Origin of the sequence: Bacillus sp. 2CMS4F (assembly GCF_023161785.1) — a bacterium.
In the GTDB taxonomy this organism is placed as follows: domain Bacteria; phylum Bacillota; class Bacilli; order Bacillales; family Bacillaceae; genus Bacillus; species Bacillus halotolerans.
The window spans coordinates 112,237-136,483 of sequence record NZ_JALNTO010000001.1 but is presented as its reverse complement, the minus strand read 5'-3'; the positions used below and the strand labels follow the sequence as shown (position 1 = coordinate 136,483).

At 39.3% G+C, this 24,247-nt stretch carries 33 protein-coding genes; 19 read left to right on the top strand and 14 right to left on the bottom strand.

Annotated features, from left to right (window positions below):
- The first annotated feature begins 396 nt into the window (after positions 1–396).
- Positions 397–798 (top strand): UPF0715 family protein, encoded by a 402-nt coding sequence (locus MTN95_RS00545; RefSeq protein WP_312842970.1) that lies wholly within the window; start codon positions 397–399, stop codon positions 796–798.
- Between the two features lie 198 nt (positions 799–996).
- Here the strand turns inward: MTN95_RS00545 and alr are convergent, their stop codons facing one another.
- A complete protein-coding gene (gene alr, locus MTN95_RS00540) occupies positions 997–2,178 on the bottom strand; it encodes an alanine racemase (RefSeq protein WP_248336565.1) in 1,182 nt (393 codons plus the stop codon).
- Between the two features lie 544 nt (positions 2,179–2,722).
- Here alr and MTN95_RS00535 point away from each other — a divergent pair.
- Positions 2,723–3,634, top strand: coding sequence for a VanW family protein (locus tag MTN95_RS00535; RefSeq protein ID WP_105991903.1), 912 nt, complete (start codon positions 2,723–2,725; stop codon positions 3,632–3,634).
- Between the two features lie 299 nt (positions 3,635–3,933).
- Here MTN95_RS00535 and MTN95_RS00530 read toward each other — a convergent pair whose 3' ends face one another.
- The 7 genes from MTN95_RS00530 to MTN95_RS00500 form a co-directional block, all read right to left on the bottom strand.
- A complete protein-coding gene (locus tag MTN95_RS00530) occupies positions 3,934–4,725 on the bottom strand; it encodes a DUF817 domain-containing protein (protein ID WP_248336563.1) in 792 nt (263 codons plus the stop codon).
- 133 nt (positions 4,726–4,858) lie between these two features.
- A complete protein-coding gene (locus MTN95_RS00525; protein ID WP_202853651.1) occupies positions 4,859–5,080 on the bottom strand; it encodes a helix-turn-helix domain-containing protein in 222 nt (73 codons plus the stop codon).
- A 10-nt stretch (positions 5,081–5,090) separates the two neighbouring features.
- Entirely contained in the window at positions 5,091–5,573 is a 483-nt protein-coding gene (locus MTN95_RS00520; protein ID WP_248336561.1) for a DUF2975 domain-containing protein, read from the bottom strand.
- Positions 5,574–5,888: 315 nt separating this feature from the next.
- The gene (locus MTN95_RS00515; protein WP_105991906.1) at positions 5,889–6,566 is read right to left on the bottom strand and encodes an SOS response-associated peptidase; all 678 of its coding nucleotides are present in this window, start codon (positions 6,564–6,566) and stop codon (positions 5,889–5,891) included.
- Positions 6,567–6,957: 391 nt separating this feature from the next.
- Positions 6,958–7,680 carry a YrpD family protein gene (locus MTN95_RS00510; protein WP_142396290.1) on the bottom strand — a complete coding sequence of 241 codons (723 nt, stop codon included), beginning with the start codon at positions 7,678–7,680 and terminating at the stop codon, positions 6,958–6,960.
- 362 nt (positions 7,681–8,042) lie between these two features.
- Positions 8,043–8,246, bottom strand: coding sequence for a spore coat protein CotC (locus tag MTN95_RS00505; RefSeq protein ID WP_024121562.1), 204 nt, complete (start codon positions 8,244–8,246; stop codon positions 8,043–8,045).
- Between the two features lie 191 nt (positions 8,247–8,437).
- Positions 8,438–8,626, bottom strand: a complete 189-nt coding sequence (locus MTN95_RS00500; RefSeq protein ID WP_248336559.1) for a twin-arginine translocase TatA/TatE family subunit — start codon at positions 8,624–8,626, stop codon at positions 8,438–8,440.
- Between the two features lie 264 nt (positions 8,627–8,890).
- On the opposite strand from MTN95_RS00500, the gene MTN95_RS00495 reads away from it, so the two are divergent.
- Positions 8,891–9,289 (top strand): hypothetical protein, encoded by a 399-nt coding sequence (locus MTN95_RS00495; RefSeq protein ID WP_024121564.1) that lies wholly within the window; start codon positions 8,891–8,893, stop codon positions 9,287–9,289.
- A 91-nt stretch (positions 9,290–9,380) separates the two neighbouring features.
- Here the strand turns inward: MTN95_RS00495 and MTN95_RS00490 are convergent, their stop codons facing one another.
- Positions 9,381–9,815, bottom strand: a complete 435-nt coding sequence (locus tag MTN95_RS00490; RefSeq protein WP_105954350.1) for an SRPBCC family protein — start codon at positions 9,813–9,815, stop codon at positions 9,381–9,383.
- Positions 9,816–10,182: 367 nt separating this feature from the next.
- Between MTN95_RS00490 and MTN95_RS00485 the strand changes: the two genes are divergently transcribed.
- From MTN95_RS00485 to MTN95_RS00460, 6 genes are all read left to right on the top strand, one after another.
- Positions 10,183–10,371 (top strand): hypothetical protein, encoded by a 189-nt coding sequence (locus tag MTN95_RS00485; protein ID WP_105954351.1) that lies wholly within the window; start codon positions 10,183–10,185, stop codon positions 10,369–10,371.
- Between the two features lie 69 nt (positions 10,372–10,440).
- Complete coding sequence (locus MTN95_RS00480; protein ID WP_248336557.1) at positions 10,441–11,241, top strand: hypothetical protein; 801 nt, start codon at positions 10,441–10,443, stop codon at positions 11,239–11,241.
- A gap of 4 nt (positions 11,242–11,245) precedes the next feature.
- Positions 11,246–11,866 (top strand): DUF4166 domain-containing protein, encoded by a 621-nt coding sequence (locus tag MTN95_RS00475; protein WP_059291759.1) that lies wholly within the window; start codon positions 11,246–11,248, stop codon positions 11,864–11,866.
- Positions 11,860–13,488 carry a YndJ family protein gene (locus MTN95_RS00470; protein ID WP_248336555.1) on the top strand — a complete coding sequence of 543 codons (1,629 nt, stop codon included), beginning with the start codon at positions 11,860–11,862 and terminating at the stop codon, positions 13,486–13,488. The genes MTN95_RS00475 and MTN95_RS00470 overlap by 7 nt, the downstream gene beginning before the upstream one ends.
- Before the next feature lie 109 nt (positions 13,489–13,597).
- Entirely contained in the window at positions 13,598–13,909 is a 312-nt protein-coding gene (locus MTN95_RS00465; RefSeq protein ID WP_248336553.1) for a hypothetical protein, read from the top strand.
- A 239-nt stretch (positions 13,910–14,148) separates the two neighbouring features.
- A complete protein-coding gene (locus tag MTN95_RS00460; RefSeq protein WP_248336551.1) occupies positions 14,149–14,907 on the top strand; it encodes a poly-gamma-glutamate hydrolase family protein in 759 nt (252 codons plus the stop codon).
- Between the two features lie 22 nt (positions 14,908–14,929).
- On the opposite strand, the gene MTN95_RS00455 is transcribed toward MTN95_RS00460, so the two are convergent.
- From MTN95_RS00455 to MTN95_RS00445, 3 genes are read right to left on the bottom strand one after another with little or no spacing between them, the layout of a single operon-like run.
- Complete coding sequence (locus MTN95_RS00455) at positions 14,930–15,382, bottom strand: YndM family protein (RefSeq protein WP_044155741.1); 453 nt, start codon at positions 15,380–15,382, stop codon at positions 14,930–14,932.
- An 8-nt stretch (positions 15,383–15,390) separates the two neighbouring features.
- Positions 15,391–15,690 (bottom strand): spore coat protein, encoded by a 300-nt coding sequence (locus MTN95_RS00450; protein WP_059335692.1) that lies wholly within the window; start codon positions 15,688–15,690, stop codon positions 15,391–15,393.
- Positions 15,687–15,890 carry a DUF892 family protein gene (locus MTN95_RS00445; protein ID WP_024121571.1) on the bottom strand — a complete coding sequence of 68 codons (204 nt, stop codon included), beginning with the start codon at positions 15,888–15,890 and terminating at the stop codon, positions 15,687–15,689. Before MTN95_RS00445 ends, MTN95_RS00450 begins: the two co-directional genes overlap by 4 nt.
- Positions 15,891–16,086: 196 nt before the next feature.
- On the opposite strand from MTN95_RS00445, the gene fosM reads away from it, so the two are divergent.
- Positions 16,087–16,509: a FosM family fosfomycin resistance protein gene (gene fosM / locus MTN95_RS00440; protein WP_248336550.1), complete on the top strand. Its 423-nt coding sequence runs from the start codon at positions 16,087–16,089 to the stop codon at positions 16,507–16,509.
- Positions 16,510–16,590: 81 nt separating this feature from the next.
- Complete coding sequence (locus tag MTN95_RS00435; protein WP_248336548.1) at positions 16,591–17,019, top strand: hypothetical protein; 429 nt, start codon at positions 16,591–16,593, stop codon at positions 17,017–17,019.
- A gap of 393 nt (positions 17,020–17,412) precedes the next feature.
- Here the strand turns inward: MTN95_RS00435 and lexA are convergent, their stop codons facing one another.
- On the bottom strand, positions 17,413–18,030 hold the full coding sequence (gene lexA, locus MTN95_RS00430; protein ID WP_010334405.1) for a transcriptional repressor LexA: 618 nt from the start codon (positions 18,028–18,030) through the stop codon (positions 17,413–17,415).
- Positions 18,031–18,186: 156 nt separating this feature from the next.
- Here lexA and yneA point away from each other — a divergent pair, with 156 nt between their 5' ends.
- The 6 genes from yneA to MTN95_RS00400 all read left to right on the top strand — a co-directional run bounded on the left by yneA (position 18,187) and on the right by MTN95_RS00400 (position 22,547).
- Positions 18,187–18,498, top strand: a complete 312-nt coding sequence (yneA, locus tag MTN95_RS00425; protein WP_059291742.1) for a cell division suppressor protein YneA — start codon at positions 18,187–18,189, stop codon at positions 18,496–18,498.
- Between the two features lie 17 nt (positions 18,499–18,515).
- Entirely contained in the window at positions 18,516–19,169 is a 654-nt protein-coding gene (locus MTN95_RS00420; RefSeq protein ID WP_024121575.1) for a YneB family resolvase-like protein, read from the top strand.
- A 63-nt stretch (positions 19,170–19,232) separates the two neighbouring features.
- Positions 19,233–19,466 carry a DUF896 domain-containing protein gene (locus tag MTN95_RS00415; protein ID WP_024121576.1) on the top strand — a complete coding sequence of 78 codons (234 nt, stop codon included), beginning with the start codon at positions 19,233–19,235 and terminating at the stop codon, positions 19,464–19,466.
- A gap of 174 nt (positions 19,467–19,640) precedes the next feature.
- Positions 19,641–21,644, top strand: a complete 2,004-nt coding sequence (gene tkt, locus MTN95_RS00410; RefSeq protein WP_248336546.1) for a transketolase — start codon at positions 19,641–19,643, stop codon at positions 21,642–21,644.
- A gap of 152 nt (positions 21,645–21,796) precedes the next feature.
- Entirely contained in the window at positions 21,797–22,243 is a 447-nt protein-coding gene (gene sirA / locus MTN95_RS00405) for a sporulation inhibitor of replication protein SirA (protein WP_095713923.1), read from the top strand.
- Between the two features lie 85 nt (positions 22,244–22,328).
- Positions 22,329–22,547, top strand: a complete 219-nt coding sequence (locus MTN95_RS00400) for a YneF family protein (protein WP_003221221.1) — start codon at positions 22,329–22,331, stop codon at positions 22,545–22,547.
- 73 nt (positions 22,548–22,620) lie between these two features.
- On the opposite strand, the gene ynzD is transcribed toward MTN95_RS00400, so the two are convergent.
- On the bottom strand, positions 22,621–22,794 hold the full coding sequence (gene ynzD, locus MTN95_RS00395; protein WP_024121579.1) for an aspartyl-phosphate phosphatase YnzD: 174 nt from the start codon (positions 22,792–22,794) through the stop codon (positions 22,621–22,623).
- A 220-nt stretch (positions 22,795–23,014) separates the two neighbouring features.
- Here ynzD and MTN95_RS00390 point away from each other — a divergent pair, with 220 nt between their 5' ends.
- Positions 23,015–23,722: a cytochrome c biogenesis protein CcdA gene (locus tag MTN95_RS00390; RefSeq protein WP_024121580.1), complete on the top strand. Its 708-nt coding sequence runs from the start codon at positions 23,015–23,017 to the stop codon at positions 23,720–23,722.
- A gap of 89 nt (positions 23,723–23,811) precedes the next feature.
- Complete coding sequence (locus MTN95_RS00385; protein ID WP_010334411.1) at positions 23,812–24,174, top strand: response regulator; 363 nt, start codon at positions 23,812–23,814, stop codon at positions 24,172–24,174.
- Positions 24,175–24,247 lie beyond the last annotated feature (73 nt).

Here is a 24,247-nt window from a genome sequence, read left to right as displayed (position 1 = left end):
AATAAAACAGCAATTTTAATGAGACATAATCTCTTGGCACAATAAAGGGAATAGTGCGGAGGGATTGTTTAAATTTGATAATTCTTTCTTTTGAATTACATGTAGCGTTTACTGCTAATGTGGCTTTTCCAATTGATTAAGATATTCAGATGGATATGCTCATGATGAATAGAGCGATACTCAAGACAGCTGGCTACACAAATTTCTTCATCCAGGATACATACTTTATAGATAGAGATCACAATTCAGTTTATTGTTCTTGTTACTTTGAAAAACAAAGTAAATCTATTTGTAAAGTTTGAACGTGACGGAGCTTTAGTCTAGTCTAAATTTAATTCAGGAAGTAGGTATTCCAATTTTAACAATAATTGAGATCATCATAGTGATGCTTACATTATGAAAGGGGATTTAAACATGCAAGTTTTAAGGATCCTATTTGTTCATGTCTTGTCTGCGTTATCAGCTGCTGTTGTTTATGTTTTTGGCATTGATTATGATGGCTACATTCCATACTTCTTCATAAGTGTTATTCTGTTTATCTTTTATGTAATCTTTGCTGCACCTGTTCAATATTTCGTAAATCGCAATCCAAAGAGGTTTAACCCGAAATATTTACTCATATACATATTCTTTTCCTTCTTAGTATGGTTATTCTTCGCTGTAATTACTGATCCAAAGAACACCTTAGACTTTCTAATGGAATACGAAGTTTACTTATTTAGTATATCATTTGCTGTAATCTTTTGGATCTGGGACTCTGTTTTTCTGCAAAACGAGAAAAAGGCAGCCACTAAGTAGCTTAAGTATTCATAATACTTCTTCTTAATCAATCGAGAAATAACATCTAAAATTTCTATCTGGTATTGTGATCCTCTTTCTAAAATTGCAAACGATAGGGGGATAAGTGTGTAAAACTGAATCCCTCTTATTATAGGATCTTAAATCAGCATAAAAGAGGGATTGACCTCACATTTGCAAAAAAATGAAAGAAAAAATCTACACGTACATTACTGGAGTTGATATCTTAAAAATCTCGCCATCTCTTATATAAAAACGGGGGATGCGGCGGCTTAATGTAGACACCACTTCATAGTTAATTGTATTAAGCATTTCAGCAACTTCATCAACGGGAATCTCAGCTCCCTTTTGGTGACCGTAAATCACAACTTCCTCTCCTTGTTTGCCTTCACTCTCTCCTAAACTAACCATGATCATATCCATTGTCACTCTTCCCGCCACTGGCACTCGTTTTCCGCGATGAAGAACAAACCCGCGATTGGAAAGTGCGCGAGAATAACCGTCAGCATATCCGATCGGGAGTGTAGCAATGACTTCACCGGGATTTGCGATGTATGTAGCACCATAACTAATGGTACGGGGTTCTGTCAGCATGGTTTTCACATAAGCGATACGCGCCTTTAAACTTAATGCAGGTTCAAGCTTAACGAGATGTAGTTGTTTTATATATGCTGAAGGATATAATCCATATAAGCCTATACCTAAACGAATCATATCAGCGCTAAATTCCGGAAAAGCGATAGCCGCAGCCGTGTTGCTCATATGCACGGTGGGCAGCTCAATGTCTTGGTTTTTTAAAAAACGGAGAAAACGGAGAAATTGATCGTGCTGCAGTCTGGTTAGAGTGGTGTCTTCTTCATCAGCTGTTGAAAAATGTGTAAAGATACCTTCCCATCTTAGGAGTTTACTTGCTGTTAATGCCTTCACTACTTCTAAAAGTTCTTCTTTTGTACGTACACCTAAACGGCCCATACCAGTATCCACATTAATATGAATACCTAATCGGTTAGTACTCGCTTCACTTTCCAATATATCGTTAGCCTTTTTAATCCAATCAACCTGAAATGCTGATAACTCTATATTCCAAGCTGCTGATTTTTTCACACAACTAAGGGATGTAAAACCAAGCACAAGGATAGGCGCTGTAATTCCCGCTTTTCGTAAAAGGATTCCTTCCTCCACGCTGGCAACAGCGAGCTCACTAGCCCCATGTTCCAGTGCATGGCGCGCCACTTCTACAGACCCATGACCATAACCGTTCGCTTTTACGACAGCCATAATTTTGGTCTTTTTTGGTATATGATGGCGTATTGCTCGCAAATTTTTTTTTATGGCATCAAGATTTACTTCGATCCAAACTTCTCGGCAGAGCTTTGTCATCGACGCTTCCTTCCTTCTTATAGAATAGTGTAAAGCGCATTTAGCCGTTAATAATCCTGTAACATTGATGGTTGGATGCTTTCAATCTGATTTTATTCAACCTTAACTGAAATCATTCAACAGCAAATTCTTGATCTAACGAGAAGATGCTAACCGATGGCCGAAGTCGACAGCACTTCCATTTTTTGCATATTTTCTGATTAGTTCAATTTTGATTTTCTTCACTTAGGTTGAGGATATACGACGAATGAGGATCAGATAGTACATCTAAACAAAAATAGCCTGCCTATGGCAGTAACTTCATTTACTGATTTAATTCAACGATTGCTTGACAACATTGGTATTGGTTAAGGCATGATTTCATAACACTAGGCGTTGTGGATGCTGAAGTAGACATTGACTACTCACTTAAGTCAAAGCTCTATTAGCGAGGGCTCACGTTGTGCTCAAACAAAGACCAGGCGCTTAAGAACGATATGATAAGACGAGATACATCAAAGGATAAGCTCCTGTTCATACTAATTGTCGGGAGGTATGCCGACTTATGATACACATTTGGATCACTGGCCTTTTATTATTGGCTCAGCCCAGCGAGCCATCTGACAGTTTAGCGATCACGCAACAAGGACGGACGATTGCTACTGTTCACCGCGAAGATTTTACGATGCCTCTTCCCGGTACCCCAATGATTGATCATGAAAAATACCGTAAGTTTATCAAACAGCTTGATCAACAAATTTACCGGGAGCCCATAAACGCCAAGCTTAACGATCAAGGAATCATCATCCCGGGGAAAATGGGTTACAGACTTTATCAACAAGCGTTTAAGGAGAAATTTTATGCCTATTTCTTTGGTCATGGCCCATCAAAAATAGAAGTGCCGGAATTAAACATCTATCCGAAAGTTGACAGCGAGTTGCTTGCTCACATCAGTACGCTGCAATTAGGCAAGTATGTAACTTATTTTAATTCAAGCAATAAAAGCCGTTCACACAATATTTCCCTTTCTGCAAAAGCAATTGACAATCATGTTGTTTTTCCAAATGAGACGTTTTCATTTAACCAAGTTGTTGGGATGAGAACTCAGGACAAAGGATACATGCGTGCACCTATTATCGTGAAAGGTGAGTTGTCTGAAGGTGTAGGCGGGGGAATTTGTCAGGTGTCATCAACATTATTTAATGCTGTCGATCGTGCAGGGCTGCAAATCGTTCAGCGCTATTCTCATACAAGAAGCGTACCATATGTGCCGTCCGGACGCGATGCAACCGTAAGCTGGGGAGGCCCTGACTTTCGCTTTCATAATCAATATAACCAACCGGTCCTAATCCGGGCCAAACGATATGAGGGAAGTATGATTGTTACGCTATATTCCTCTGATGTCATCAATATCAAACTGCGAAAAGTTCCCAAAGCGCCATCACAGCTACCAAAAGAAATAAATGCCGAGCGATAAAGATATAAGCTATTCATTCACCTTATGCAACCTAACGACTTCTTTTACGGGAGGGTGAGTTAGAAAGACATATGTTTAAGTCAAAAGACTGAGCTCTTAAACGAAAGCTGATTTTGATTAAATCATTACTTCCTGGTCGAAATCTTACTGAAATAGCCGTCTATAATTCCGGCAGCTATTTATAAAGAAAAAAGCAACAATTCAAGCGTTGCTTTTTCCATTTTATCTTATTCAGAATGTTGTACGCTAATTCCTTACTATGCGGGATCCAACTTTTATTAAAGAAGATTCTTAAACGATTATAAAAATGGACTAGTATCTATCCTGGTGGAGTTTTTCCCCTTAACTTGTTTTAACGTCGCTACTATAAGAAAGCTGACAATCACTAACAAGAGCCATGAACTCACTTTTCCTAGATGAACGAGACTCCATGTATCGGTTTGGTTTGGGTATTCCCAAGCCCCAAAAAACGTTGCAATATTTTCGGCTATCCATATAAAAAATCCGATGAGCATAAATGAAAGGGCGAGCGGCATACGGTAACGAGTCCCATTCACCTCGTATGTAACCCATGATTGCCAAAAGACGATCAAGACAAGTCCAGATAACCAAAAGCGGACGTCAATCCAAAAATGGTGGATGAAAAAATTCAAATAAATCGCAGCGGCGAGAGGTACAACGGCCCAAAACGGCGGCCACTTAACCAGTTCAACCTTAAGCCTCCTCCATGCCTGGCAAAGATAACTGGCTACACTTGCGTACATGAAGCCGCTATACAAAGGCACTCCAAAAATTTTGGAATATCCCTCCTCCGGATAAGACCAGGAGCCCATATGTACCTTGAAAAGTTCAAGAGCAAGTCCAATAAGGTGGAACATGGTGATCACCTTTAGTTCATCCCGTGTTTCAAGCCCTGAATACACCATCCACCATTGCATGAGAAGGCAGATGATGAGCAGCCAGTCATACCGTGGCAGGAGGGGAAGCGGTATGATTTGTGTAATTGCCAAAGAGGCAAAAATAACGACAGGAAACAGACATGATAGGGCCTGCTCCCAGCCAAAACAAACGAGCTGTTTAAATACTTTCATGAATTTTGCCTCCAAAGGTTTTTTTGATTAAATGGAAGGCCTGTTTAGTATAGTAGCTAAATAGACATAGGGTTATGACCATAGAATCACCGCCGAGTAACTATCTTTTCCTTGCATGATTATTCCTGCTTTATTAATCTGGGGTGTCTTCATCACTTCGGTATTCCAAAATATCTCCGGGTTGACATTCTAAAGCCTTACAAATCGCTTCTAAAGTTGATAATCGAATGGCCTTTGCCTTTCCATTTTTCAAAATAGAAAGATTAGCCATCGTGATTCCAACCTTCTCCGACAGTTCCGTTACGCTCATTTTCCTTTTAGCCAGCATCACATCAATATTGATTATAATTGCCATTGTTTTCACCTCAGACTGTTAAATCATTTTCTGATTTTATATCTATAGCTTCTTGCAAAAGCCTTTGGAGAACAGCAGCAAAGACTGCGATAACCATTGAGGCAAAAATAAGGACCAATCCGATTAGTATAATACCTGGAGCATCGTCCATCTCCGCGATGAGATAGAAGAGTGGCATGCCTGCCGCAAGTAAAAGACTGATGGTGATTGCACAGTATTTTATTTTCTTTAAAGCTCTTACTGATAATTCCGAGAAAGCTTTATTCCGGTCAATATAGCTTAAAAGTGTAAAGGCTTGATACAGAGCGAAATAAAAAGGTATCGCCGCTGCATACAAATCGATATAAACAAGATATTTCAGATAAGAAATATCTGGATACAATTCCGCTGCAAAGTTCGCTATCTGCGGCACCAAAAATATGCACAGAGCAAGAACTGGAATACCAATAAGAATAACAGCTATCTTTAAAAAGAGTGTTGATCCTCGTTTCATAAAAAGCACCTCACCTAATATTGTCGATTTGAATTTAACATATTATTTATCGTTTTACAATAAAAAAGTATTGAAATAGATTATTTTCTTGTTGTTTTAAAACTATCCTTTTCACTTTGAACAAGAAAAAAGCATTCCTCATTACAGAGAAACGCTCTATATCTTTAATCGATTCAATTTAAAAATTGGACAGCTGACTGAATCATTATGGTTTAAAAATAACGCGTGGCACATAAGGGGTTGTTTTTGAATCATGTACACGTTCGTTTATTTTGCTTAGGCGAAGGTGATATATAAAGCAATCTGGCAGGGTACTTAATGGGCTTCAATAAGCTCAGGTGAATTGTTTTTAGGTGAGTTAACTAATGATGAAACCTGGTATGCTTCCATGTCATCAGCATCATATGGCAAAAGCAAGCTTTTGAGAAAATCGGGATCTGTATTTTTAGGGTTCAGCCATTCTTTTTCATGATCATCGTGACTCAATATAACCGGCATTCGATCATGGATATTTTCCATAAGCGCATTAGGTTTTGTCGTAATGATTGTGCAAGTGTAGAGCGGGTAACCTTCAGGCGTATTCCACTTTTCGTATAAGCCGGCAAAAGCGAACAGATTGGATGATTTCAGCTTGATTCTCATAGGAATCTTAGTTTTTGGATCAAGGCGTTTCCATTCATAAAAACTGTCGGCCGGAATGATGCAGCGTTTGCTGACAAGCGGTTTTCGAAAGCTGGGTTTCTCGGCCAATGTTTCAGCACGAGCATTGATCATTTTATAACCGATCTTTTCATCTTTAGCCCAAGGAGGAATGAGACCCCATCTTAATTTTCCAAGGCGGTTGCTTGATCCATCATTAATAATGGTAAGGATGTTTTGTGATGGCGCGACATTATAGCTGGGGTGATATTCGTCTTCAGGCAAGAAGTGATCTATGTTGAATTGCTCAATGATGTCGTCAAATTCTGAGAATAAAGTGAATCTGCCACACATGTTCATCATCCTTTTGGGTTTTTGAATATTGTACAGGGTTGGTATATGAAAATCAAAAAGGGGAATGTGATGCAGCAAACAGTGAATGTTAAAGAATTAAAGTGTGGTATTAGATCCGAAGTGGAAAAATAAAAGTTCACAGCTATTAATTAAGGCAGGGTTCTTGAAGAGAACGGAATAGCAAAAATGTGAAATACATAACAAGAACAGACTATATGGGTTGGTAATTTCGAAATCTTTTAAGCTAAACACAAAAAGGGTGTGGTATTGAGTTAATCAGTGTGAGTTTATATGGATTTACATTTATCAGGCTTCTGAGGACAAATAAAGTGTTCAGGTTATACAACCAAAAAAGGCCGCTGGCAATGCCGGCGGCCCTTTGCAGCATTCCTTATTTATTAACAGAAATCGTGACATTATTTCCAGAAGGGAGGACTTTTGCAAAATCCTGTGTATCTACGACAGGTGTCACTGCTTTATTGTCGATTGTGATATTGTTAAAAGTTGTTGAAAAAGTTGCTTTAATGGCAGAGCGTTGGCTTTCAGCTGAAACCGCAGCGGTGGCAAGTGTTTTCCATTTCGACAGAGTGCCGATGTTTGATCCTTGAATTTCCATGATAATACGTCCGGTATAACCGTCATTGTTTGTTCCCCAGAGGGTCATGCGAGTATTCCCGTTCAAGTTTTTGTAGATCGTCATTTGCACTGTGCTTCCGGGACGAAAGCCTTTATTATAAGTGAATTTCTCTTTTCCTTCGATATACGTTTCATCATTTTTAGAACCGACTTTCATGAGCGGTTTCCAGACGTTGTATTGTTTGCTGTACTGAAGGCCGATATCTGCCTCAGTTCCGTTTTTTGCGCTAAAGCCTGAATAAATATAAGGGGTAGAGACAGAGTCTTGGATGTTCACAGTGTCGGGAAGCTTAATTTTAGCCGTGAATACAGCGCCTGTACTGTTTATGTAGGCGCGTCCGCCGATTCCCTTAGGCAGCTGAGAAGCCGCTTTTGCCACTTGAGTGTCTGCTCCTGGAAGACCTGGAACTCCTGAAGAAATGGTTCCGAAAAGAATAGCTGTTCCAACTGCACCTGCAATTAATACTTTTTTCAACAAAATTCCCCCTTTTAAAAGTGGTTTCGCCAATTATTATACCTTATTTTGGAACTGCTTTTATTAAGATAAATCGACAAAATCGTTAAAATCTCATGTTTATGAATGGGTTATGTTTATATATTGACACCATAGACCTAAAAATAAACTAATTAAACTATGTACCAAATGTTCAATTTTTTTAAAAAATCAGCATTAAGGGGCAAATAATAATTGTAAGACATTCACCAAAGGTAAAAAAGCTTTATCCTTTTTAACAAATTAGACCTATGATTCGTTTAGACATTGAAGTTACATAGTTTTTTCTGCAAAAAAACCCCCGGCCATTGACCGGGGAAGCAAAATTGAGGAGATTAAATGGAGTATTAGCAGTGTTTCTTACGCTTTTTATACTCTACAACGTAGTCATAGTCTTTTTTGTCGTGATCATAATGTTTTTTGTCATAATCACAGTAGTAATCTTTTTTGTCATGGTGATCATAATGTTTTTTGTCATAGTCGTAATACTTCTTGTAATACGTTTTCTTAACCGTATAATACTCTTCTTTATATTTTTTGTAATAACCCATAAATACCCCTCCTTTTATGATCATACGCTTTATTATATGGAAGTTAGAGCTTGCGGATTGGACAGTTTAAAGTGCAAAAGTAAAAAAGGGCTGTCCAAAAAAGAAGTTGAGAAAAAATCAGAGGAAAACTGAGGGATCATGCAGAAACAACAATATAAAAAGCCGATGTGCATCGGCCAAATCATTTTACCTTACATTTGCTTGTCTTCTTTGTTTTCTGAACCACTACTACTTATGTCTTGAGTCAATCCGCTGGTCGCTTTTTTAAATTCTGATAAGGCTTTTCCGGCAGATCGGCCAAGCGCAGGCAGCTTATCAGGACCAAACACTAAAAAGCCTACAAATAAAATAACTAACATTTTTGTGACGCTTAATTCCATGATGCTTCTCCTCCTCTTGTTTGAAGTACGAACCCTTATTAACAAATTATAAAAGATGGCGGTTCAAATGAGAATACGTCTGATTTGAATATTTTGTATAACACAGGCGAAGGGAGAATGATGTGATTTATTCAGGAAAAAATGCTGATGATAAAACGTATGAAGCTTCCAATGCCATACACATACCTGCAATTTTATTTAAAGGGGGGTGATATATATATAACTGTAAGTTGCTATGATCAAAATAAGGGGGAGATATTAATTATGAGATGCAATAAGCTAATAGGGTACCTGTCTGTTTTCATGTTCGCTGTGGCTTTTCCATTATCTGCACATGCAGAAAAAGCGGGAACTGCTGGAGCCGGAGAGTGGGATAAGCTTGGGACTTACACTTATACTTATTCAAGTCCGACGGTATACTCGAGCGGAGGTGATTTTAGAGTTTGTCTTTCAGGAAGTACACCTTTCTCCGTATCGCTGCATCTATATGAGGATGATGCTGGTGACAACCCTGATGAATATGTGGGTTCTAATTATTTTTCACCCGGAGAATGTCATACCTTTAGCAGTATCGGGAAATTTGTAGATGGAAGCAATAACAAGGCAGAGTTCTTTGTTACTGATTACTCTGGTAAATCAAAAACAGTTACGTTTTATGATTGATTCGGAGATACAGTTCAGTGAATTTAACTTTGTCATGAATAAAAGAGAGAGGGAGCTCTCTCTTTTTATACTGTATGAGCAATGAAATACCTTACTCTTGAACAGCCTTGCGAAGTCGTTCATTCACAATGCCTGTCCAGCCGCCATCCATCTTATCCCGAATGACTGAGCTTTTCTCGTTTGCCTTACCGATCATTTCATCCGGCTTCTTCCAACCGCTGTGGATGAGAGTGAATTCTGTTTTGTTCCCTACGTCTGTTAATTGAAATGTAACAATCCATCCATCAGTATCCCATTCAAAAGAAAGCTCTTCGGGAGCATGAACCGTCAAAACTTTGCAAGGTGATGGTCCAAATGGTGATTGTAAATGAAATTTATATCCTTCCTTCAGCTGAAAATCATTCGGCATAAACCACTTGGCTATGCCTTCTGAAGTTGAGACTGTCTCCCAAACCTTTTGAATAGGCGCCTCTAATGTTATATGTTTCGTAATGTCCGGTAATGTTTTTTCTTGATATTTATCCATATATTGCTCCTCTTTATCCAATATATACTTTCAAGCAAATTTTATATCATCTAACGAAATCATGTCCAGAGTTAGCATGAATTATGCTGAATCTGTTGTCCGGTGTTTCATTCTAAAAATTTAACGATCTTGATGATTTATCTGGCTGCAATGGGCTTTTATGAACAAAGATTTCTTTTTAATCAATTAGCATTTCGGGTATTTGTGCACTGATCAGTTTTGTGTTATGGGGGCCAATGTGCTGTTTTTCTGGAGAAAAAAGAAGAGCATAGCATATGTCTCAGGCATTTTGGCTGTAGTTAATGTAATTATGCTGATATTTCTGCTTTTTCTATCGTGATGAGAATGTAAAGAAGGAGGGTTCTGCGTGCTCGGTAAAATAAAAGCGGCCATTGATAATAGTCCGGGAAAACCCGCGAAGATTGTAGTTAATGAAAGCACACTTCAGCAGTTAAAAGAAGAGATGCGTTTTGTTTACGTTTCCAAACCTAAGACCATTATGGGGATAACTGTGGAGGTTTCAGATGATGTAGAAGGCTTTGAACTCAAATTTTAACGTTAATCTATTTTAATACTATAAATATGCTAATATAGGAACTGCTAGAAAAAGAAGGGAGGAGGGGCTGTGAAACAGAAGCCGATTTATGTCGAAATCGAGATGACATCTGACCTGGACAAGCTTTGGGAATATACGCAAAACCCATCGTTACATAAGGAATGGGATCTGCGGTTTTCTGACATTACATATTTACACAGAAGCGTAAATGAAGCGCAGAGGTTTCTTTACGAGACAAGAATTGGCTTTGGATTAAAGGTGTCAGGTGCTGGTGAAACCGTGGGAACGAAATTGCATTCCTCTCAAAGAGTATCCTCCCTGGCCTTTTCCTCCAACCATCCGTTATCCTTGATTAAAAAAGGCAGCGGGTATTGGAAATACATACAGCATGATAACGGGAAGCTTACATTTATGACGCAATATCAATATGAAACGGCATATGGCTTTCTGGGAAGATGGATTGACCGTTTATTATTTCGGCCGCTGTTGGGGTGGGCAACAGCATGGAGTTTTGATTCATTGAGACTTTGGATTGAACAAAATAAACATCCGAAACAATTGATCCGTTATGCGTTTGTCTATATGCTGACGTGCTTGTTTTTTAGTCTGTTTTGGTTTTACCACGGGTTTACAGATCTTGAAACGAACAATATGGCAGGAGCAGCGAAGATAGGATTGGGCATTTTATGGCTGAGTCCATTAAAGAGAAAATGGACACTTCATGCTGTGCAGACCTGTATCTTTGCTGTCTTCGCTTTGCTGGATGCCGGAATATGTTCTTTACTGTTAAGTGTGGTTACTGCGGCAAGCGGCTTGATCAGTCTCCGGCTTCCAAGTGCTCGGCATACGAAACGAAAAAGAAAGAAGTGAAATGGTGAGTTCAATGTATAAAAAAACAATTATAAATTATCATCTATTACATCCCAAGCTGCAGAAACGTTATCAATTAGACAGGTCACATACATTCAGCGGAAGAGGAACGATGTCAGAAATAAGCGGAGGGTCTTTTTTTGTCAGAATGCTGCTGAAGTGCGGGGTGTTTTTTAGATGTTTCTTTTCAGAAAGAGGAAAGGACATCCCTTTTACAATTAAAAACAGAACATGTCTTACGAAGCAGGAACATACGGGGATTGAATGGAATCGGACTTTTGTCTTTAAAGATAAAAAGCGTTTCTTTGATGCAGTTATGGTATACGACGAAAATGAAAAACGAATACTTGATTTTTTCGGCCAACCTCATATTCTGCTGTCCGTTTTAACTTTTGAAGCACTCTCTGACGGGTCTCTCCACATTACATCAGGGAAGCAATGGCTATTAATATGCGGAAAAAGAATTCCTTTGCCAAAATGGCTGAGCGGTAATTCCACTGTTTGCGAAACTTTTGATGAAAGCAACAACTGTTTCACTATTCAAGTTCATGTGGAAAATGCAATTCTTGGCACTCTTTTTTATTATAAAGGGACGTTTCAGGAAACAGAGGGAGAAGTATGTTAAAACGAAACGGCCTCATTAGTGCGCTTTGTTTCATTTGGTTTCTTGTATCTGAAGCTCCCGACATATCAGTTGCGGAGGCGCTTGTCTTGTTTTCCATTCTCTTTTTTGTGCCGGGAATTTTTCCTTTTGTTTTTCATCAATCAGCTCACAGGACTATTCAATTTTCGGAAAAAATATTGATGCACATCTATCCGGCAGCAGCTGTTTTCGCGGTATTAGCCCTTGTAACAGACGTGGGGTATTTTGCACTGATCTGGTGGATATACACTGCTTTGTTGGCTTTATATGGTTTGTTGCGGCTCTCGAAAACAAAAATACATAGAATCGAAGAAACATCTATTTTGTTAGGACTCGTTTATTTAGGAGGAGGGGGATTTTGGTTTTTTGCCTATGCTGCGCATTTACATATCCTGCACTTCGGTCCTCTTATTATTTTGCTCACAGCGGTTCATTTTCACTATTCTGCTTTTCTGATCCCGATCTTTCATGGTTTACTTGGCAGAGTCAATAGAGAAAAACGGGTTATGTACGGTTGGGTGACATGGATTATTTTACTGTCGCCGCTCCTCATCGCACTCGGAATAACATACTCAAAAACACTTGATATATTTGCGGTTAGTATCTATATGGCGGCACTATATCTTAACTCATACTTAATATTTAAGACAGCTTTTCGCAGTAAGACAGGAAAAGTGCTTATCCGACTGTCTTCTGTCGTGTTAATGATAACGATCAGTTTCTCTTTCATTTACTCATTCGGTGTATTCCGGCAAGAAGTCACGCTGACCATCAGCCAAATGATTTGGATACACGGTGTCGTGAACGCATTCGGTGTTATTTTGCCGGCTCTTGCAGGATGGAGAAAAGAAAATCCTCAGCCCTCGGATGCGAGTGTCAAGGTTTTCAGCCGTATATACGGAAAGAGAACAATCGGAAAGAACTTTTTGCACAACATTCACGCTGAAAATAACATTCGATATAGCGGACTTGTGGATGATATGAGAAGCCTTCGTTCGAACGATTTTTCACCGGAGCACTTGACACCGTTGATTGTTTCTTTTTATGAACAGACGAAAGATTATGAGGTAAAAGCAAAAGTGACGTGGAGCACTTGGTTTCAGCCCTTTGCGAAAATGTATGAATACATCAGCAAAAGAACCGGACAAATACATCTGTCAACGAATCCTGACTGGTATAGGATGCACAGTACAATAAAAGGTGTCCATTCAAAAAAAGACGGAAGAAAAAAGGTACGTGCCTGGATCAGAACAAATGAAAAAAACGAAACCATTTTTACCGCGCTGTATTCTGTATATCGCTCAAAAGGGGAGGGGTACATGAATATTTCTCTGCCGCTTCCTTTCAGTAACATGACAGGCATTTTAAAGCCTTATCATCACAAAGAGAACCTGATTTTGACCAGCAGGCGGAGAAAAAGCGGTGCTGGGGATGAAGGGATTTATCTTAGAACAAGAATCGGGACCTGCCCGCTTCCATTATCTGAAACCTTTCTAATAAAGGCTCCGGGTGCAAGCAGGTTAACAGCTGTTCATGAAATGTGGCTGTTTGGGATTCAATTTCTAACTGTAGAATATGACATTACATATTGCCCGTCCAAATGAATAATATAAAACAAAGACAATAGTTCATCTGACAGTCTCTCGTCCGGCAAACAACGGTTCGGCACATTTTCATGCTGCGCCTCATACAGACGGGGAAGGAAGGATTTTTATGTTTTATATCAGTTTGTTTCTGATTGTATGGCTGGCTGCGGGATTTGCAGTGGGGATGAAGCAAGTTTATGTCGATCAGCTGTTCGATAAAGATGTAATCGAAAGGCTTGAAAAAGAAGCAGGTGACTATGATCTTGTTGACCGTTTTATCAAACACCGTTTCATTTATATTACAGCAGTTACTTTAAGCGGGTTTATTGCTGTTTATAGTGAAATAAAAGCCATGCCGCAAAAGCGGAGAATAAGAAAAATTGAAAAAGACATTTATAAGCTCAATAAAGTAAAGAAACGCGGGAATAACAGAAAGTAAAAGGTGCACAAGCCAGCAGGCGGGTGCATTTTTTTTATGTAATGCGGGAATGAGAATAAAGCCGGTGCGATCTTACTTTTTGCTAAGGAGTATAAATTCATAAATGTGAAGAACAGCGCCCGGGCTAATGGTATATAATATTGTGAATTTAACAAAAATTTAACAAGGAGGACGAGATAATTCGTGCTAAAGCCTCAAAGAGTCCAGCATCCTGTGTTTTTGGTTTTGAGGCGGAGTAGATGAAACCGGCCAAAGTATCCCTGCTCCGCCGTTTGCTCCATTCCTTGAAGCATGTTGATTGTAACATAGTCAAACGTTTTCCATCAACTTTAAAAAATGTAAAATTGTTGTTAATTTTCTTGTTGTTTGTTCCGGTTTCTTCTGTATATGCAGAGGATATCTATCAGAATTTCGAGGAATTAAAGAATCACGAAGATCCTTCAGATTATAACATTGCCACAAAAGAAACCGGCAGCTCTGTGCTTGTTTTAGCTATTCACGGAGGAGGTATTGAAGGCGGCACAAGTGAATTAGCGAGAGAGCTCAGCAAAGAATATTCCATGTATTTGTTTGAAGGTTTGAAGACGTCTGGAAATTCAGTACTGCATATAACAAGCACACATTTTGATGAGCCTCAGGCACTGAAGCTTGTAGCAAGTCATGAGTATGTCATTTCATTGCATGGATATGCAGGAGAGGACCAACAGATACAAATCGGCGGAACAGACCGATCAAGAGCGGCAGAATTAGTTTCAAAACTGCAAAAAGCCGGTTTTCCGGCTGAATTGCTTGGTACGGATCATCCGCATGCAGGCGTAAGTCCAAACAATATAGCGAATAAATCAAAAACCGGTTTGAGCATCCAATTAGAGATGAGTACAGGTTTCAGAGAATCTTTGTTTGGCATCTTTTCTTTAAAGAGCAGATTCACGACTCAAAATGAGAGGTTTTATGATTTTACAGAAGTGATGACCCATTTCATAGAAAACAGCTATTAAAATAAGGAGGCTTTGCGCCTCCTTATTTTTCGTCCTTCTGATCATTGGCTTCAGGAAACAATTCATCTGATGCCTCAGTTTGATATTGCAAAGTGTTATCTTTGACAGTCAGTTCGTTTCGGAATGTTTCATCCAGCACATTTTTCAGTAAATACCGGTGAAAAAAATATTCAAAAACAGTAAGGCAGACAGACGCAATCAGAGCGGCTGCAAACGGTGAGAAACCGTTTCTAGTTTGCGTTTCAAGAAAGACCCAAAGAATAACGAGTGAAAGTCCGAAGTCAGCCAGTGAAGCTGTTATATTGCTGGTTCTCGGCAAGATCAGGATGTCACCGGAAAGGTATGTTACAAAGCTTAAGAAAAATGCAATAAACAGCACACTTAAAAAGGAAGCATGGTAAACTCTATCCAAAATCACATACAATAGGGCAAGAGTTAAAGCTGTCTTAGAAGCAAGAGCGATAATATGTTTCATTTGATCACCTATATTTGTGGCAAATCTTTAGCGGTATCTGCAGCCTCAAGATCGACACTTATTTGCTGAGTTAAATCTTTAGAATGATAAAAACCCTTTGCAGCCATATAATGAAAAATTTGTTCATGGGTATTCATCGCGTCATGTAAATATTGCTGCAGTGTTTCTCTGACTTCTGGGGAAGAAGATTCTGTGATGGCAGCTGCAATATTTCTTACGCCTGTCTTTGCCGATATTAAAAAATCCGTTGCGATCACTTGTTCGGTCATGCTGCCCATTCCGGCTAATTTTTGAAAGAACTCATTCACGCTTGTTCACCTCTCACTGACAGCAATTCCTGCAAACGCGCAACCTGCTGTTTTGTTTTTTGAGCATCCTGCTCAAGAATACTCTTTAATTCTTCATCTTGTACAAGTCCCGTCATCGTTGAAGATTTTGTCAAACAAAGGTTCTTAAACGTAAGCAATTCGTGCAATTCTAACGTTTCATGAAGGCCGTAGCCATTCATAACGGTCATTCCCTTCTGAAGTAATATGGTTTATTTTGAACAAATTGCTTTTGTTTACACTGGTATTTTTTGCTGGTCGCTTGAAACTTTCTGGCTGCAATGTCTGTACACAAGGGGTGGGGGTGAGCTTCTGTTAAACAAATCAATCTTTCATGGTTTTTAATCATCTATTTTTAAATACTAAGGAGGAGACACAGTGGAGATCAAAGAGATCAATCACTTGTTATTTTCTGTTTCTGATTTACTGACTTCCATCGAGTTTTATCAAAATGTCTTTGATGCTAAACTGCTTGTTAAAGGAAGAAGCACTGCATATTTCGATTTAAACGGCATATGGCTGGCTCTCAACGAAGAGCGTGACATTCCCAGAAATGATATTAACGCTTCTTATACCCATATCGCTTTTACAATTGAGGAAAGCAAGTTTGAAGAAATGTCCGCAAAATTAAAAAACCTTCATGTTACTATTTTGTCTGGGAGAGAACGAGATGAACGTGATCGAAAATCAATTTATTTCACTGATCCTGACGGCCATAAATTTGAATTCCATACAGGAACTCTCCAAGACAGACTTCAATATTATAAGCAAGCTAAAACCCACATGGATTTTTATGATTGAAAAAGTACGGGAAACAGAGTAACAGGAGATATACATATTTATCTTCTGGGGTTAATATATGGTAAAGGAGGGGGATTGCAGTTGAGAAATAAAATATTACTCATGACAGCTGTTTTGCTATGTGTTTTTGGAACCGGGACCATTCATGCAGCAACTTCACATTTTGAGCATAAAACCGACTTTATTCTAAATGACGGAACAAAAGCGCTTTATGTAGAAAACATTAGTGATGTACCGGCAATGGATTATTTTTTAGGATACCAATTTACGATATTAGGAGTGAACACTTGTTCAGTTAACATTAAGCTTCAGCGAATGGGACTTGCAGGGGATTATACTACGTTAAGCACAAAACAATTCACCGGTAATTGGTTTGACTTTAGCGCTCAAGATAAGGTTTCCATTGAACCTTATCACCGGTATCGAATATTAGCTGAAGAACATTCAGAAAACTGTGCAAGTGTTCATGTAAAAGGCCGCTATGGTGTAGAATATTTTAATCTTGATTGATGCTCACATTTTTGAAAAGAAGTGAGTTTTTTTTGCGGAATAAATTAACTAAATAAACTATGTACTAAATATTCAGTATATTTCCTTTTGCCTCGCTCAATATAAAAGAGGAGAGTATAACTCATCTTTTCACGTCCGAAAATCGAAACATTTATAAGAAAAGAACGTCTAATTTTTTAAACAGCACTTTTTTTTAAAAAAAGTTTCGTTAAGGAAAGAAAATTTCTTGACTTCAACAATTAAATGATGGATAATTATGGTGTAAACATGATGTTCTTTTTCCTCCTATTCAGGTTCGCACCTAAGCCAGGGCGAGCCTGCTTTTTTTAAAAACAAAACCCCCACTCCACAAAGGAGAGGGGGTTTATTCTTTGTAACTGATAGTTCAATAGTTTAATGGACAGTTCTGAACACACCAATTACTTTTCCTAATATGCTGACATTCTGCAGTATGATCGGAGCCATGGTTGGATTTTCAGGCTGTAAGCGAATGTGTGTATCCTCTTTATAGAAACGTTTTACCGTAGCTTCATCATCTTCTGTCATCGCCACTACGATTTCACCGTTATTCGCCGTGTTTTGCTGTTTTACAATTACATAGTCCTTATCAAGTATACCTGCGTCAATCATACTGTCACCCATGATCTCCAGCATAAACACATGCTCATCCGGAGGAACCATACGGTCAGGAAGCGGGAAGTATTCTTCAATGTTTTCAACCGCTGTAATAGGTGAGCCCGCCGTTACTTTTCCGATTACCGGTACATTAACGACTTGGCTTTTTGGAATCTCTACTTCTTCATCCAGAATTTCTATCGCTCTTGGTTTTGTCGGATCGCGTCTAATCAGCCCTTTTGTTTCCAAACGGGCCAAATGGCCGTGGACAGTAGAACTGGACGCAAGGCCGACAGCCTCTCCGATCTCTCTAACCGAAGGCGGATATCCTTTTGATTTAACCTCTGCTTTAATAAAACGGAGGATATCAAGTTGCCTTTTTGATAGCTTCGTCATTTTTTGCACCTCTAAACGTCGATTTTAAATAGATTATAGCATGATTTTCCTGACAGTACAAACATAGGTTCGAAAAAAACAATTGACAGAAACATTTGTTCGTATATACTGAAGTTATAAAAATGCGAACAAACATTCTTGTCGGAGGTTGTTATCATGAATAAAGAATCTATTATTTTTGTCGGCCTGTTCACTGTGATTCTAAGCGTGGTTATCCTTCTGTTGTCATATACAAGCAGCGACCAGGAGCTTAATCAATATGTTAAAATAAAAGTTCAGTCTGGGGATACGCTCTGGTCGCTCGCTGATCAGGTGGATGACTCAAAAAAGATAAATAAAAGTGATTTTGTTGAATGGGTAGCTGAAAAAAATAATCTCCAGACGTCAGAGATTCAGCCTGGGGATGAATTGGTGATTCCATTAAAAAAGGAGCACCCGGCTGCATACGAACTGGCTACTGTTAAATAGAGAGGAAAGGTAGAAAGGTGAAAGCACTCATTTATGCCCGAGTAAGCACAAATAAAGAACAGCAAGAAACCTCATTAAAGCGGCAGGAGGAGGAGCTTACGGCCATTGCTGCCGAGAACGGCATGGAAGTCGTCAAAGTGATTTCTGAAAAAGCCAGCGGATATGAAATGGACCGGGATGGTGTATTTGATTTGCTTGATCACATCAAGAATTCAAATATTGATGTGATTTTAGTTCAGGATGAAACAAGACTCGGCCGGGGAAACGCGAAAATTGCACTTCTTCATTGTATTTACAGGGAAGGTGTGAAAGTATATACGACCGCTCACAGAGGTGAGCTGGAGTTATCAGAGGCTGATTCTATGGTGCTGGAAATCGTCAGCATTGTGGAGGAATACCAGCGGAAAATCCACAACATGAAAATCAAACGCGGAATGAAACGTGCAGTGAAAAATGGTTTTAAGCCACAAAAGAACCTGAAAAACCAGCATGAAAACAGCGGAAAAGAAAGAATAGAAGTTCCGATCTCGGAGATTGTCCGGTTGAGAGCGAATAAACTGACGTTTGCTGAAATCGCGGCTACGTTGAGAGGTTTTGGCTATGATGTGTCAAAGGCGACAGTCCATCGGCGTTTCCAGGAATACATAGAGAATGAGCAGACAGGCGAGTGAATCAGTTGTAAAACTCCTCTTGTTTTAGTAGTATATAGACAAAATGCAATAAAGGAGTTTATCATGATTTCAAACGAAAAAATTGCCAGAATCAATGAACTTGCCGCAAAAGCTAAAGCTGGCGTTATTACAGAAGAAGAAAAAGCTGAACAGCAAAAGCTCCGTCAAGAGTACCTAAAAGGATTTCGTTCTTCTATGAAAAACACATTAAAAAGTGTAAAAATCATTGATCCTGAAGGCAATGACGTAACACCTGAAAAGTTAAAAAGAGAAAAAAATAATAACAGACTTCACTAATATAAGAGGAATACGGCAATATCGTATTCCTCTTTTGTATATACTACAAACAACAGCGCTTTCTTCAAGCGACAAAATTCATCAAGTTTCTCTCAAATTTAAGCTGAAACAGTTGAGAAAAAGTCGTCAGACATTTATGATGAAAGGGTACAACATATAAGGAAGGGGATTTTTATGGATACAATTGAAAAGAAATCAGTTGCTACCATTCGCACACTATCAATAGACGCTATTGAAAAAGCAAACTCTGGTCACCCTGGTATGCCTATGGGGGCAGCGCCAATGGCATATACGCTATGGACAAAATTTATGAATGTAAATCCGGCAAACCCTGGGTGGTTTAACCGCGACCGTTTTGTTTTATCTGCGGGACACGGATCAGCACTTTTATACAGCATGCTTCATTTAAGCGGGTATGATCTCAGCATTGAAGATCTTAAGGGATTCCGCCAGTGGGGCAGCAAAACACCGGGGCATCCGGAATTCGGACATACAGCCGGTGTTGATGCAACAACAGGGCCGCTTGGACAAGGAATCGCAATGGCGGTCGGAATGGCTATCGCAGAACGCCATTTAGCCGAAACTTACAACCGCGATTCATTCAATGTAGTCGATCACTATACATACAGCATTTGCGGTGACGGCGATTTAATGGAAGGTATTTCTTCTGAAGCCGCTTCACTTGCAGGCCATCTTCAGCTTGGCCGTCTGATCGTATTATACGATTCTAATGACATCTCATTGGACGGAGATCTGGATCGTTCATTCTCTGAAAACGTGAAACAGCGTTTTGAGGCGATGAATTGGGAAGTTCTTTACGTTGAAGATGGAAACAATATTGAAGAATTATCTGCGGCAATTGAAAAAGCACGCCAAAACGACAAGAAACCTACATTGATTGAAGTAAAAACGACAATCGGTTTCGGTTCTCCTAACCGTGCCGGCACTTCCGGTGTTCACGGTGCTCCGCTTGGCAAAGAAGAAAGTAAATTAACAAAAGAAGCTTATGCATGGACGTATGAAGAAGATTTCTACGTTCCGTCAGAAGTATATGAGCATTTCGCAAAAACAGTAAAAGAATCCGGCGAGAAAAAGGAACAGGAATGGAATGACCAATTCGCTAAATATAAAGAAATTTATCCGGAACTCGCTGAACAGCTTGAGCTGGCTATCAAAGGAGAACTTCCGAAAGACTGGGATCAAGAGGTGCCTGTTTATGAAAAAGGAAGCAGTCTGGCATCCCGTGCCTCTTCAGGTGAAGTTCTGAACGGTCTTGCGAATAAAATTCCGTTCTTTGTCGGCGGTTCTGCAGACTTAGCAGGATCAAACAAAACGACGATTAAAAATTCCGGTGATTATACAGCGCTTGATTACTCAGGAAAAAATTTCTGGTTTGGTGTTCGCGAATTTGCTATGGGTGCAGCCTTAAATGGTATGGCGCTTCACGGCGGACTTCGTGTATTCGGCGGAACATTCTTTGTCTTCTCTGATTACTTGCGTCCGGCCATTCGCCTTGCAGCATTAATGGGTCTTCCTGTGACATATGTCTTTACTCACGACAGTATCGCGGTCGGTGAAGATGGACCGACTCACGAGCCGGTTGAGCAGCTTGCTTCATTACGGGCAATGCCTAACCTTTCTTTAATCCGCCCTGCAGACGGTAATGAGACAGCTGCGGCTTGGAAGCTTGCGGTGCAGAGCACAAATCACCCAACAGCGCTTGTATTGACACGTCAAAACCTTCCTACAATCGACCAAACAGCTGAAGAGGCATTGGCTGGTGTAGAAAAAGGTGCTTATGTTGTTTCTAAGTCTAAAAACGAAACACCTGACGCTCTTCTCATCGCTACGGGCTCAGAGGTTGGCCTCGCAATCGAGGCACAGGCAGAATTGGCGAAAGAAAATATTGATGTTTCTGTCATCAGCATGCCTTCAGTAGATCGTTTTGAGAAACAATCGGATGAATACAAAAACTCCGTGCTTCCGTCAGATGTGAGAAAACGTCTTGCGATTGAAATGGGCTCATCATTTGGCTGGGGCAAATACACAGGGCTTGAAGGAGACGTGCTCGGTATTGACAAATTCGGCGCCTCCGCTCCTGGCGAAACCATTATCAATGAATACGGCTTCTCAGTTGCAAATGTTGTGGATCGAGTCAAAGCATTAATCAATAAATAAATTTTTCAAAGGGGATGAGTCAAATCATCCTCTTTTTCTTGTTTATCCGACAAAAATAGTATTGGCTGTTTAACAGTAATAGACAATTCTTTCTTCTCTTCTTTTGTATAATAGAATGCAAATGAAATGCTGCTGGAAAAGGGGATGAGAAGATGGAACGTCACTACTATACGTACCTGATCAAAGAGGAATTTGCCAATCACTATTTCGGGCGGGAATCGGTTATGTTTGATCTGTTTCAAGACTATCATTGGACAAGCCTGACGAGGCAGCAGTATGAAATGACAGAGAAACAAATTCAATATATTACGAAACCCATTCCGATTTTACATATGCATCAGCGGTTAAAAATGAATTTGAACAATACAAACTATACACAGCTGGATTATATTTATAGATTATCTCTCCCAAAAGCAAAGGGACAAGCGTCTTTTATGATGAAAGAACACATGATTGAAATTGTAGCTAACGGAGATTACGAGGCGGAAACGATATTTTTTGAAGTTCTTCGCAAAGTAAGCCCTTGCTTTCTCGCAATGGATTTCAATACGAAGCGGTATGGGTGGTTAAATCCGGTGAAAGAAAGAAATTTTGTCTAAAACCGAAGAAAAAGAGATGTAAATGTTGTATAATAGCTTTTGGTTTAGTACACTTTAAACTAGACAACATGAAGGAGGAAATAAAATGACTTTATGGGTTGGCATCCTAGTGGGCGTTGTTGCACTGCTCATAGGTGTTGCACTCGGGTTTTTTATTGCTCGTAAATATATGATGAGCTATCTTAAAAAGAATCCGCCTATTAATGAACAAATGTTACGCATGATGATGATGCAAATGGGAATGAAACCTTCTCAAAAGAAAATCAATCAAATGATGAAAGCCATGAATAATCAAACGAAATAATACGTAAAGATTATGATATAGAGAAACATGGTTATAAAATAAAAAACCCTTTATCGGGTTTTTTATTTTGCAATCATTCATCACCCGCTACTGCTCGAAGGCGCTGCTTTTGATATTGTATGAGAAGATGGTCAAGCTCCTGACTGAGTTCTATCGTAATATGAGATGTCATTCCGTTCGCCATGACAATTTGCAGCAGCTCTGCTCTTTTTTTTTCAATTTCATTTAATAGATGCTCTCTAATCACAGGGATGTATCCTTTCATACATTAGATCTTCAAAAGTGAATGTTTATATTATATCCATATTTATACTAATTTTCAAATGAGAAGGAGTACAATGTCTCAATGTCAAATTAAATTATATAAGTTTTTTTTGAAAATAGAAATCCTTCGAGTGAAAGTGTTAAAAAAATGAAATGATTTTGTCATAACTTGAAGGAATGTCAAATCATGAAGGGATGATGACATGGGAGATGTGAATTATTTTCTGACATTCGGGGCGGGATTTTTATCATTTATTTCGCCTTGCTGCCTGCCGCTTTATCCGGCTTTCCTGTCATATATTACAGGAGTCAGCATGGATGATGTGAAAACAGAGAAACTATTGCTGCAAAAAAGAAGCTTGGCCCATACGCTGTTTTTTTTGCTGGGGTTTTCAGTGATTTTTATAGCTTTAGGATATGGAACATCTTTTATTGGAACCTTGTTTAGAGATTATCATGATGCCATACGGCAAGTTGGCGCTTTGCTCATTATTTTGTTTGGTTTTATTACGCTTGGCGTGTTTCGGCCTGAGGTTATCATGAAAGAACGCAGAGTCCATTTTAAGCATAGGCCAAGCGGTTTTTTCGGTTCCGTTTTAATCGGTATGGCTTTTGCGGCCGGCTGGACGCCTTGCACCGGTCCCATTTTGGGGGCTGTTATCACATTAGCAGGTACTAATCCTGGCTCAGCGATACCGTATATGATGCTATATGTTCTCGGATTTGCCGTTCCGTTTGTATTATTGTCGTTCTTCATCACGAAACTGAAGTGGATCAGGAAGAATCAGCTTTTGATCATGAAAGCGGGCGGTGTACTTATGATTGTTATTGGGGTACTGCTATTTTTTGATTGGATGAACTTGATCATTATTTTGCTGTCGGATCTTTTTGGTGGATTTACAGGTTTCTGACTGCTAAATTACTTTTGCACTACTACTAATCCTTTTGTTTTTGGTACAATAAGACTATTACCTGAGGAATTCGATTTTTGGAGGGGAATATGACAAGAGTTTTAGTTGTAGACGACGCCAAGTTCATGAGAGTAAAAATCAGAGAGATCTTGGAAGAGGCAAATTACATAATAGCAGGCGAGGCGGCGGACGGTGAGCAAGCGGCTGACCTGTATAAAAAACTTCGGCCGGACTTAGTGACGATGGATATTACGATGCCGGTGAAAAACGGCATTAAGGCACTCCGTGAGATCATATCCTTTGACCCTAAAGCAAAGATCATCATGTGTACGGCAATGCGCCAGCAAAGAATTGTTACAGAAGCCATTGAACTTGGGGCCAAAGATTTTATTGTCAAACCGTTTGAGGAGTCCAAAGTATTAGAAGCTGTCAACCGCGTTATGGGAAATTGATAGTCATTTCTTTTCAAAATGGTTTTTTTTATTGTTTTGGAGTATAGTATATAGTGTCAACACTCCGAGAAAA

What these genes read in the sequence shown, in the direction of transcription:
- MTN95_RS00545 (WP_312842970.1), top strand. Translation starts at nt 397, where the DNA reads ATGAAAGGGGATTTAAACATGCAAGTTTTAAGGATCCTATTTGTTCAT.
- alr (WP_248336565.1), bottom strand. Translation starts at nt 2,178, where the DNA reads ATGACAAAGCTCTGCCGAGAAGTTTGGATCGAAGTAAATCTTGATGCC.
- MTN95_RS00535 (WP_105991903.1), top strand. Translation starts at nt 2,723, where the DNA reads ATGATACACATTTGGATCACTGGCCTTTTATTATTGGCTCAGCCCAGC.
- MTN95_RS00530 (WP_248336563.1), bottom strand. Translation starts at nt 4,725, where the DNA reads ATGAAAGTATTTAAACAGCTCGTTTGTTTTGGCTGGGAGCAGGCCCTA.
- MTN95_RS00525 (WP_202853651.1), bottom strand. Translation starts at nt 5,080, where the DNA reads ATGGCAATTATAATCAATATTGATGTGATGCTGGCTAAAAGGAAAATG.
- MTN95_RS00520 (WP_248336561.1), bottom strand. Translation starts at nt 5,573, where the DNA reads ATGAAACGAGGATCAACACTCTTTTTAAAGATAGCTGTTATTCTTATT.
- MTN95_RS00515 (WP_105991906.1), bottom strand. Translation starts at nt 6,566, where the DNA reads ATGTGTGGCAGATTCACTTTATTCTCAGAATTTGACGACATCATTGAG.
- MTN95_RS00505 (WP_024121562.1), bottom strand. Translation starts at nt 8,246, where the DNA reads ATGGGTTATTACAAAAAATATAAAGAAGAGTATTATACGGTTAAGAAA.
- MTN95_RS00500 (WP_248336559.1), bottom strand. Translation starts at nt 8,626, where the DNA reads ATGGAATTAAGCGTCACAAAAATGTTAGTTATTTTATTTGTAGGCTTT.
- MTN95_RS00495 (WP_024121564.1), top strand. Translation starts at nt 8,891, where the DNA reads ATGAGATGCAATAAGCTAATAGGGTACCTGTCTGTTTTCATGTTCGCT.
- MTN95_RS00490 (WP_105954350.1), bottom strand. Translation starts at nt 9,815, where the DNA reads ATGGATAAATATCAAGAAAAAACATTACCGGACATTACGAAACATATA.
- MTN95_RS00470 (WP_248336555.1), top strand. Translation starts at nt 11,860, where the DNA reads ATGTTAAAACGAAACGGCCTCATTAGTGCGCTTTGTTTCATTTGGTTT.
- MTN95_RS00465 (WP_248336553.1), top strand. Translation starts at nt 13,598, where the DNA reads ATGTTTTATATCAGTTTGTTTCTGATTGTATGGCTGGCTGCGGGATTT.
- MTN95_RS00460 (WP_248336551.1), top strand. Translation starts at nt 14,149, where the DNA reads ATGAAACCGGCCAAAGTATCCCTGCTCCGCCGTTTGCTCCATTCCTTG.
- MTN95_RS00455 (WP_044155741.1), bottom strand. Translation starts at nt 15,382, where the DNA reads ATGAAACATATTATCGCTCTTGCTTCTAAGACAGCTTTAACTCTTGCC.
- MTN95_RS00445 (WP_024121571.1), bottom strand. Translation starts at nt 15,890, where the DNA reads ATGAATGGCTACGGCCTTCATGAAACGTTAGAATTGCACGAATTGCTT.
- lexA (WP_010334405.1), bottom strand. Translation starts at nt 18,030, where the DNA reads ATGACGAAGCTATCAAAAAGGCAACTTGATATCCTCCGTTTTATTAAA.
- yneA (WP_059291742.1), top strand. Translation starts at nt 18,187, where the DNA reads ATGAATAAAGAATCTATTATTTTTGTCGGCCTGTTCACTGTGATTCTA.
- MTN95_RS00415 (WP_024121576.1), top strand. Translation starts at nt 19,233, where the DNA reads ATGATTTCAAACGAAAAAATTGCCAGAATCAATGAACTTGCCGCAAAA.
- tkt (WP_248336546.1), top strand. Translation starts at nt 19,641, where the DNA reads ATGGATACAATTGAAAAGAAATCAGTTGCTACCATTCGCACACTATCA.
- sirA (WP_095713923.1), top strand. Translation starts at nt 21,797, where the DNA reads ATGGAACGTCACTACTATACGTACCTGATCAAAGAGGAATTTGCCAAT.
- MTN95_RS00400 (WP_003221221.1), top strand. Translation starts at nt 22,329, where the DNA reads ATGACTTTATGGGTTGGCATCCTAGTGGGCGTTGTTGCACTGCTCATA.
- MTN95_RS00390 (WP_024121580.1), top strand. Translation starts at nt 23,015, where the DNA reads ATGGGAGATGTGAATTATTTTCTGACATTCGGGGCGGGATTTTTATCA.
- MTN95_RS00385 (WP_010334411.1), top strand. Translation starts at nt 23,812, where the DNA reads ATGACAAGAGTTTTAGTTGTAGACGACGCCAAGTTCATGAGAGTAAAA.